Genomic DNA, 9,412 nt, shown 5'->3' on the forward strand with positions numbered 1-9,412 from the left:
CTCGCCGAGGCGCTCCGCCGGCTCGCGCCGGAGGAGCGCGCCGTGGGCGCGAGCTGGCTCGCCGGCGACCTGCCCGGCGGGCGCATCGGGATCGGCGCCGCCACCGTGCGGGCGGCGCTCGAGGCCGCGCCGCGGGAGGGCGGCGGGCCGGGCCTCACGGTCGCGGAGGTGGACGCGGCGCTCCGCCGGATCGCGGCCGCGGCCGGCCCCGGGTCGGGCGGGGCGCGGCGCGCGGCGCTCGACGCGCTCCTCGCCCGCGCCGGCGATCCCGAGCGGCGGTTCCTCGCGGCGCTCCTCCTCGGCGAGCTGCGGCAGGGCGCGCTGGAGGGGGTCCTCGCCGACGCGGTGGCGCGGGCGGCGGGGCTCCCCGCGGGCGAGGTCCGGCGCGCGGCCATGCTCGCCGGCGCGCTCCCGCCCGTGGCCGAGGCGGCGCTCGCCGAGGGCGCCGCGGGCCTCGCGCGCTTCCGGCTGCGGGTGGGGGAGCCCGTGTCGCCCATGCTGGCGCAGACCGCGGCGGACGTGGACGAGGCGCTCCGGGCGCTCGGCGGGGAGGCGGCGCTGGAGTGGAAGCTGGACGGCGCGCGGATCCAGGCGCACCGCGACGGCGGCGAGGTGCGGGTGTTCTCGCGCTCGCTGCGCGACGTGACCGCGGCGGTGCCGGAGGTGGTGGCGCTCCTGCGCGCCGCGCCCGAGCCGCTGCTCGTGCTCGACGGCGAGGCCATCGCGCTCCGCGCCGACGGCACGCCCGAGCCGTTCCAGGTCACCATGCGCCGCTTCGGGCGGAAGCTGGACGTGGAGCGGCTCGCGCCCGAGCTGCCGCTGACCGCGTTCTTCTTCGACGCGCTGGTGGCCGGCGGCGCCGAGCTGCTGGCGCGCCCCGAGCGCGAGCGCTGGGCGGCGCTCGAGCGGGCCGTCCCCGCGGACCGCCGCGTGCCCCGCCTCGTCACCCGCGATCCCGCGGAGGCGCGCGCGTTCCTCGAGGACGCCCTCGCCCGCGGCCAGGAGGGCGTGGTGGCGAAGGCGCTCGACGCGCCCTACGAGGCCGGCCGCCGCGGCGCCGCGTGGCTGAAGGTGAAGCGCGCGCACACGCTCGACCTGGTGGTGCTCGCCGCGGAGTGGGGCAGCGGACGGCGCAGCGGCTGGCTGTCCAACCTCCACCTCGGCGCGCGCGACCCCGCCGGCGGCGGCTTCGTGATGCTCGGAAAGACGTTCAAGGGGATGACCGACGCCATGCTCGCGTGGCAGACCGAGCGCCTGAAGGCGCTGGCGGAGGGTCCGCTCGACGCGTGGCAGGTCCCCGTGCGCCCGGAGCTGGTGGTGGAGGTCGCGTTCGACGGGATCCAGGCCAGCCCCCGCTACCCCGGCGGCCTCGCCCTCCGCTTCGCGCGGGTGAAGCGCTACCGCGAGGACAAGCGCCCCGAGGACGCGGACACGATCGAGACGGTGCGCGGGTTGTACGGAGGGTGAGGGGGCGCTCCCCGTCGTACGAGGCCATGCAGATCGTGGGGGCTGGAAAGGGCTTCGAAGAGGAAGCGGCGTCCGCGGCGTGGCGGACGGGCTTCGAGGGAGCGAGGGCGTCCCGGTCCGGTTCGGCGTGCCGGAACCGTGGGGGCGAGATCGGCTTGCGAGAGGCCCGAGGACGGGCGGTCACGCGGAAGCGCTCCGGCCGCCGCAGCGCCCTCGAAGCCACGCCGGCTCGCCCTCGGGCGAGCTCAGGGCGTGCACCCGCCTCCGGTTCGGGCGCCCGAACTGCCTGCGCAGCCCTCGTGGCTAATGATTCACGAAGTGAAACAGCCGATTCCATCTCGGCCCGCCCGGACCCCAGGACGCGAGCGCGATCCAGGCGCGGCCCTTGATGCGGCCGACGGGGACGGGGCCGAACACGCGGCTGTCGGCGGAGTGGTCGCGGTGGTCGCCGGCGAGCCACACCGTGCCCTCCGGCACCTTCTGCGGCGGCACGTCCCCGCACTCCTGGTACGGGGTGCAGTACGTGTGGTAGCGGTGCGGCCCGAGCTGCTCGACCGCGTCCACGCAGGGCTCCTCGCGCCAGCCGGAGCCCTCGGGGCGGTCCCAGTAGCTGCACGAGCCGGCGATCCGTTCGCGGGGCACGGGCTGGCCGTTCAGCACCAGGTGCCCGTCCACGATCTCGACCGTGTCGCCGCCGACCGCCACCACCCGCTTGATGAGGTCGTCGTCGCGCGGGTTCCCCGGGGGCGCGAGCAGCACCACGATGTCGCCGCGCTTCGGGGTCGCCCAGGTGGCCTGCGCGGTCGGCGTGAACGGCAGCCGCGCGCCGTAGGCCCACTTCTCCACGATGACGTAGTCGCCGATCTCCAGCGTCGGCAGCATCGAGCCCGACGGGATGTAGACGGCCTCGTAGAGGAACGTCCGGAAGGCGAGCACCGCGAGGATGGTGAGCGTCCAGCCCCGTACCTCTCTCATCACCTTCGCTCTGTCCACGCGCCGCCGCTCTCCTATTCGATCCGCATCGCCTCCACCGGGTCGAGCTTCGAGGCTCGGGCGGCCGGGTAGATGCCGAACAGCAGCCCGGCCCCGCAGGCGGAGGCGAGGGAGAGTATCACCGCCCAGGCCGGGATGCTCGCGGGAACGTCGAACACGGCCCGGGCCCCCAGGGCCAGGCCGGCGCCGACCAGCACGCCCACCAGACCGCCGAGGCCGGACAGCGTGATCGACTCGAGCAGGAACTGCATCAGGATGCGGCCGCGCCGGGCGCCCAGGGCCATCCGGACGCCGATCTCCCGGGTCCGCTCTGTCACCGAGACGAGCATGATGTTCATGACCCCGATGCCGCCGACCAGCAGCGCCAGCGCGCACACGCCGAACGTGGCCGCGCCCACCATCCGCGCCAGGTTGTCGAACATCTCCGCCGAGGTGTCGTTCGAGAACAGCTCGAAGTCGTTCTCGTCCTGCGGCCCGAGCCCGCGCAGCCGCCGCAGCGCCGCGACCACCTCGTCCATGGCGAGCGGCAGGTCCTCCGCCGAGGTGGCCTGGATGGCGATGTTGTTGTTCCGGTTCCGCCCGAACGCGACCTCGTAGGCGGTCCAGGGCACCACCGCCCAGGAGTCCTTCGACTGGCCGAAGATGCTGCCCTGCTTCACCGAGACGCCGATGATCTCGAAGGGCACGCCGCGGATGCGCACCTCGCGGCCGATGGGGTCCATCTTCGGGAACAGCACGTCCACCACGTCGGTCCCCACGAACGTCACCCGGCGCCCGAGCAGCACGTCGGTGGTGCTGATGAACCGGCCCTGGCCGACGGTGACGCCGTTGGCGGGCTCGTAGTCGGGGAGCACGCCGCCGATGGAGATCTCGCGCCGGGTGGCCCGCTCCGGCGTGGAGAGCACCACCGCGCCGCCGTCGCCGGTCGGGTACTCCTCGATCGACACGAACTTCACGTGCGGCAGCGACCGGAGCGCCTCGCCCTGCTCGCGGGTGAGCGGCGGGCGCCGCTCGTACTTGCGCCAGTCGATCGGCCCGAAGTTCATGTGCGGCCACTTCTGGACCTGGAACGCGCCGGCGCCGAGCATGGCGAAGTCGCTCGTCATCTTGAGGCGGAGCCCCTCGGTGAGCGACATCATCGCCACCACCGTGCAGGCGCCGATCACGATGCCGAGCAAGGTCAGCATCGAGCGCAGCACGTTGCCGCGCAGCGTGCCGAAGGCCATCGCCAGCGTGTCGAGGAAGGCGTTCATTCGTACCTCAGCGCCTCGACCGGATCGAGGCGCGCCGCGCGCCAGGCCGGCCACGAGCCGAACAGCAGGCCCACGCCCGCGGAGAAGCCGAGCCCCAGCGCCACCGCCGAGGGCGTCACCGCCGCCGCGAGCGGCGTGAGCAGCGCCACGAGCTGCGCCACCCCGAGGCCGAGCGTGGTGCCCACCGCGCCGCCCAGCGCGGCCACCACCGACGACTCGATCAGGAACTGGAGCAGGATGGTGCGCCGCCGGGCGCCGAGCGCCCGCCGCACCCCGATCTCGCGGGTCCGCTCGGTCACCGACACCAGCATGATGTTCATGATGCCGATGCCGCCCACCACCAGCGTGATGAGCCCCACGCCGATGGCGACGCCGTACAGCGCGCCGGTGAGCTGGCGGTAGATGCGCAGGAACTGCTCCTGCCGGTTGATGGCGAAGTCGTCCTTCTTGTCGGGCGGGACGTGCCGGACCCGGCGCAGCACGCCGACGATCTGGTCCTCGAGCGCGGAGAGGTCCTCCGGCGCGGACGCCACCGCCAGGTTGAGCGAGCGCTTCGAGCCGAGGTCGCGCAGGAACGTGGTGAACGGCATGGTCACGTTGCTGTCCATGTCCATGCCGAGCATCTGCCCGCGCTTCGCCATCACCCCCACCACCGTGAACGGGTGGCCCTCCAGCGTGACCCGCTGGCCGAGGACGCTCTCCGGCGAGGCGCCCGGGAACAGCCGCTCCGCCACCGCGTGGCCCAGCACCGCGACGGCGCGCTCGAGGTCCACGTCGGTGTCGGTGAGGAAGCGCCCCGCCTGCACCGAGCCGGCGCCGGTGTCGAGGTAGCGCGCGTTCGTGCCGATGAGCTGGACCCCGGACAGCTCCTTGTCGAGCCGGGTGACCGTGCCGCGGGTGCCGGCCTGCGGCGCCACCGCCGTGGCGAGCGTCACCTCGCGCTCCACCGCGGCCAGCTCGCGCTTGCCCAGGTCCTTGCGGTTCCGCATCTCCCACCACTCGCCGCGGCCCTGCGCCAGCCAGGCGAACTTGGAGACGTAGAGCGTGTTCGCGCCCAGGTTCGCGATCTGCCCCTCGAACGAGCGGTTCAGCCCCTGGATGATGGCGACGATCGCGATCACCGTCATGACGCCGATGACGATGCCGAGCGTGGTGAGGAAGCTGCGCAGCCGCGCGCCGACGAGCGACCCGAGCGCGATGCGCACCGCCTCCGCGAGCTCCGCGCCGGCGCGGACGAAGGCCCGGGTGACGCGGTTCATGCGTGGACCGCCCGGGCGCCGGACAGCGCCGCCACCTCGGCGCCGGGGCCGTCGCCCACCACCCGGCCGTCGGACAGGCGGATGGCGCGCGGGCAGCGCGCCGCCAGCCGCGGCTCGTGGGTGACGAGGATGATGGTGTGGCCGCGCTGGTGCAGCTCGGAGAAGAGCCGGATGATCTCCTCGCCGGTGGCGGAGTCGAGGTTGCCGGTGGGCTCGTCGGCGAGCAGGATCGACGGCTCGCCCACCAGCGCGCGGGCGATGGCCACGCGCTGCCGCTGGCCGCCGGACAGCTCGTTGGGCCGGTGGGTCATGCGGTTCGCGAGGCCCACCGCGCGCAGCGCCGCCTCGGCGCGGGCGCGGCGCTCGCGCCGCGGCACCCCGCGGTACACGAGCGGCAGCTCCACGTTCTGCACCGCGCTCGCCCGCGGCAGCAGCTGGAACGTCTGGAACACGAACCCGATCTCGCGGTTGCGCAGGTCGGCGAGCTGGTCGTCGGCGAGCCCCTCCACGTCCGAGCCGTTCAGGCGGTAGACGCCGGCGCTGGGCGTGTCCAGGCAGCCGAGCAGGTTCATGAGCGTGGACTTGCCCGAGCCGGACTGGCCCACGATCGCGACCCACTCCCCGCGCTCGATGGTGAACGACACGCCGTCGAGCGCGCGCACGGTCTCGCCGCCCACCACGTAGTGCCGGTGAAGCTCCTCGACGACGATGAGCGGCTCGGCCACGGCTACCCCTTCTTCCCGCCGGCGCCCGGCTTGCCGCCCAGCGGCTCCTCGTTGACGCGCTTGCCGTCGGCGAGCTCGCGCGAGAGGACGCGGTACGGCCCCTCCACCACCTTCTCGCCCTCCTTCAGGCCGGAGGTGATCTCGAGCTCGGTGTCGCTGGCGAGGCCGGTCTCGACCGGGCGGATCTTCGCCACCCCGTCCTCGATCACGAACACCACCTTGCGCAGCGGATCGCGCTTGGCCTTCTTCTGCCCGGCGCCCTGCGCCGCGGCGGGCGGGCCCTCCGGCGCGGGGCCGGCGCCGGTCAGCTCGCGCTCGGGCCGCACGGTCACCGCCTGGATGGGCACCACGATGGCGCTCTCGCGCGTGTCGGTGGCGATGGACGCCTGCGCGCTCATGCCGGGCAGCGCGTTCTGGACCGGGTGGTCGAGCGCGAGCCGCACGAAGAAGGTGGTCACCTCGCCCTCGGTGCCCTGGTTCTTCACGGTGGCGTTGCGCGCCACCTCCACCACCGTGGCCGGGAACTTCTGGTCCGGGAAGGCGTCGATCTCGACCTCGGCGGTGTCGCCCTCCTTCACGTAGACCACCTCGTGCTCGCCCACCTCGATCTTCGCCTCCATCTTGGAGAGCGTGGAGATGATGAGCACCACGTCCTCGGACAGGTCCGAGCCGCGCACGCGCTCGCCCGCGGTCTTCTGGCGCTTGGTGATGACGCCGTCGATGGGCGAGGCGAGCGTGGTGAGCGAGAGCGCGTGGCGCGCCTCGCTGAGCGCCGCCTCGGCCTGGGCGACCCGCTCGACCGCCGCCTGCTGGCGGGCCCGCTCGGCGCCGAGGTTGGAGCGGGCGGTGTCGAGCTCGGCCGCGCTGGCGTTGCCGGTCTTCACCAGCCGCTCCACCCGGGCCAGCTCCTGCTCGAGCTGCGCGACCTTCACCTTCTCCAGCTCGACGTCGGCGGCGGCGCTGGCGCGCGCGGCGGTCTGCTGCGCCACCTGCGCGGTGTAGCGCCGCGAGTCCACCTTGCCGAGCACCTGGCCCTTCTTCACCAGGTCGCCCTCGTGCGCGTCGAGCTCGAGCAGGTCGCCCGAGACGTTCGCGGAGAGCTTCACCTCGGTGGCCGCCTGGAGCTTGCCCGCGGCGGTGACGAGGCGGGTGATGGGCCCGCGCTTCGCGGCCACCGCCTGGATGCCGATGGGCGGCGGCGGCTTGGGACGGAGCGCCGAGACGGTGATGGCGACCACCGCCGCCACGAACAGGCCGGCGACGATCCGCTTCGTCCAGCTCATGCGCGGCTGCGGCGGGAGGGCGGCCAGCACCGGGCCTTCCGGGGCCGGCGCGGCGTGGTCGGGAGAGGGCATCGGGAGCGGGTTCTGCGTGGCCATCTAGAGCGTTCCTCCCGCGGCGCGCGCCAGGTCGGCGATCGCCACGGCGTGATCGATGCGGGACTCCAGGAGCGAGAGCTCCGCCTGCGTCAGCTTCAGGTTCGCGTCGCGGAGCTCGAGCTGGTTGGCGAGGCCCGCCTCCAGCCGCTCGGTGGCGAGCGCCAGGGACTGCTGCGCGATGGAGAGCGTGTCGGTGGCGAGCGCCACCTGCTGCGCGAGCGCCACCGCCGCCGCCCGCGCGTCGCCGATCTCCTTCGCGACCGCCTGCAGCGTGCGGTCCTCGTCGGCGCGGGCGCGGTCGAGCGAGGCCGAGGCGCGCTGCACGCGGGCGGAGGTGCCGAACCCCTCGAACAGGTTCCACGACAGGACCACCTGCGCGGAGGCGCTGTAGTCGCGCGCGGGATCGCCGTAGACGCCGCCCTGGCCGCCGAGCACGGTGCCCTGGCGCGCGTAGGAGCCCACCGCCGAGACCGTGGGCAGGTAGCCGGCCTGCGCGCCGCCGACCGCGGCGCGGGCCGCGTGCACGGAGGCCGCCTGGGCCAGCACCGCCGGGCGGCGCTCGCGGGCGCGGGCGAGGAGCGCGTCGGCGGGCGGGGGCTCGGCGCCGGGGACGCCGGGCGCGTCGATGGCCGCGGGCGCGACCACCGAGATCGCCTCGGCGTCCACGCGCCCCAGCACCTGCGCCAGCGCGGTGCGCGCCTGCGCCACGCGGATGCGCTGCCCCTCCACCGCGATCCGGTCGTTCTGCAGGTTCACGCGGGCCGAGTAGGTGTCGCTCTTCGGGGCGCGCCCCGCCGTGAACAGCGCCTCGGCGCGGTCCACCAGCTCCTGCGAGCGCGTCACGGTCTTCTGCAGCACCTCCAGGCTCCGCTCCTGCTTCACGAGGTCGTAGAAGCGGCGGGTGACCTCGAAGGACACGGAGAGCGCGGTCTCGTCGTAGCCGCGGTCGCTGGCGCGGGCGCCCCAGCGGGCGCGGTCGAGGTCCTTGAACCGGGCCCAGTCGAAGAGCGGCTGCGAGAGCGAGAGCGAGGCGCTGTAGGCCTCGGAGTCGCTCGCGGCGCCGACCACCGTCACCTGCCCGGTGATGGGGTCGATGAGCGCGCCGGCGCCGGTGGCGCGGCCGATGAAGCTGTGGCCGAAGCCGGCGTCGAGGTCGAGGCGCGGCAGCACCGCCGCGCGGGCCTGGCCGCGGTCGGCGGCGGCGATGCCGCGGTCGGCGCGCGCCATGGAGAGGTCGGCGTTCGCGCGCGCGGCCTGCGCGAGCGCGTCGTCGAGCGTGATGGGCCCCTCGGCGCGCGTCGCGGAGGCGAGGGCGAGGAGGAGCGCGGCGGCGAGGGAGCGCATGCGGGTCTCGGGTCCTTGTGCTAGCGGGGGCCGGGGCCGCCCGCCGACAGCGCGGCGGGGACCACCTCGAAGAGCGCCACGTAGGCGGCGAAGAGCACCAGCGTCACCGCCGCGGCGCGCAGCCGCGAGGTCCCGGCGGCGCGGGCCATGCCGAGCGCCACCAGCGCGAGCGCCCACACGGTGAAGAGGTCGGCGGCGCCGAGCGCGGCGGCGAGCGGCGGCGGCGCCGAGGGGACGAGCGCGGCCAGGCTCGACGGCACCAGGCGCGGCACGTCCGCCGGCGCGAGCGGCGCGTGGACCAGCGCGGCCGGGATGGCGAGCAGCCCGCCCAGCCACACCGGCAGCATGCCGTGCGCGGTCACCGCCAGCGTGGCCTTGAAGTCCGGGCGCGACCCGGCCACGCGGAACCCGACGAACAGGCAGCCCGCGGCGGCCACCGCGAGCAGCGCCGGCAGCGTGGCGGCGCCGGCCCAGCCGGCGATGAGGCCGAGCTTGCGCGCGGTGGTGGCGTTCTCCTCGCGCTGGCTGACGGTGAGCTCGGCGCCGTCCGGGCCGCGGTCGGCCGCCAGGGAAGCGGCCCCGAAGTCGGTGCTCGGGAGCACCGCGGCCGCGGTGGCGAGCGCGGCGGCGGTGGCGAGCGCGAGCGCGAGGCCGGCGCGGCGGCGCGTCGTCACGAGCGAGAACCCGTGCTGCGGCACCGCGAGCGCGCGGAGGAGGATGGAGCCGTCGGTGGAAAGCTCGGATGCGGTCATGTGCGTGCCCGGCCCTACGGGGCAGCGGACCGCGTATTTCACGCTTCGCGCGCTCGCCCGTCGGGAAACAAGGAGACCGAGCGCATAATCCCGTGACATTCGGCCCAGGTCCACCATCGCTCACCCGCGTGGGTGGGCGCTGGCGCGCACCCGGCCGCCCCGGCGCTCGCCGGGGGCCACGGCGCCGGGCCGGCGCAGGCCGGGCGGTCAGCCGAGCAGCGCGAGCGCGCGCTCGACGCG

The 9,412-nt window shown here is 75.1% G+C and carries 8 protein-coding genes; 1 reads left to right on the top strand and 7 read right to left on the bottom strand.

Translation table 11 applies throughout. The features are described 5' to 3' along the window. Positions 1 to 1,467: ATP-dependent DNA ligase (locus tag PSR1_RS18870; RefSeq protein WP_059438980.1), on the top strand; the 1,467-nt coding region annotated here is incomplete at its 5' end. A 303-nt stretch (positions 1,468 to 1,770) separates the two neighbouring features. Here the strand turns inward: PSR1_RS18870 and lepB are convergent. Genes lepB through PSR1_RS18905 form a run of 7 tightly spaced genes read right to left on the bottom strand, consistent with a single transcriptional unit; the run spans position 1,771 to position 9,172 of the window. Then, a complete protein-coding gene (gene lepB / locus PSR1_RS18875) occupies positions 1,771 to 2,442 on the bottom strand; it encodes a signal peptidase I (RefSeq protein WP_059438981.1) in 672 nt (223 codons plus the stop codon). Positions 2,443 to 2,474: 32 nt separating this feature from the next. Beyond that, positions 2,475 to 3,713, bottom strand: a complete 1,239-nt coding sequence (locus PSR1_RS18880) for an ABC transporter permease (protein ID WP_059438982.1) — start codon at positions 3,711 to 3,713, stop codon at positions 2,475 to 2,477. Continuing rightward, entirely contained in the window at positions 3,710 to 4,972 is a 1,263-nt protein-coding gene (locus PSR1_RS18885; protein ID WP_059438983.1) for an ABC transporter permease, read from the bottom strand. The genes PSR1_RS18880 and PSR1_RS18885 overlap by 4 nt, the downstream gene beginning before the upstream one ends. Then, complete coding sequence (locus tag PSR1_RS18890) at positions 4,969 to 5,697, bottom strand: ABC transporter ATP-binding protein (RefSeq protein WP_059438984.1); 729 nt, start codon at positions 5,695 to 5,697, stop codon at positions 4,969 to 4,971. Before PSR1_RS18890 ends, PSR1_RS18885 begins: the two co-directional genes overlap by 4 nt. Before the next feature lie 2 nt (positions 5,698 to 5,699). Beyond that, positions 5,700 to 7,076 (bottom strand): efflux RND transporter periplasmic adaptor subunit, encoded by a 1,377-nt coding sequence (locus tag PSR1_RS18895; protein ID WP_059438985.1) that lies wholly within the window; start codon positions 7,074 to 7,076, stop codon positions 5,700 to 5,702. After that, entirely contained in the window at positions 7,077 to 8,420 is a 1,344-nt protein-coding gene (locus PSR1_RS18900) for a TolC family protein (protein WP_059438986.1), read from the bottom strand. A gap of 20 nt (positions 8,421 to 8,440) precedes the next feature. Continuing rightward, entirely contained in the window at positions 8,441 to 9,172 is a 732-nt protein-coding gene (locus tag PSR1_RS18905) for a YIP1 family protein (protein WP_059438987.1), read from the bottom strand. Positions 9,173 to 9,412 lie beyond the last annotated feature (240 nt).

It is taken from the genome of Anaeromyxobacter sp. PSR-1, from assembly GCF_000964525.1.
In the GTDB taxonomy this organism is placed as follows: Bacteria; Myxococcota; Myxococcia; order Myxococcales; family Anaeromyxobacteraceae; genus Anaeromyxobacter.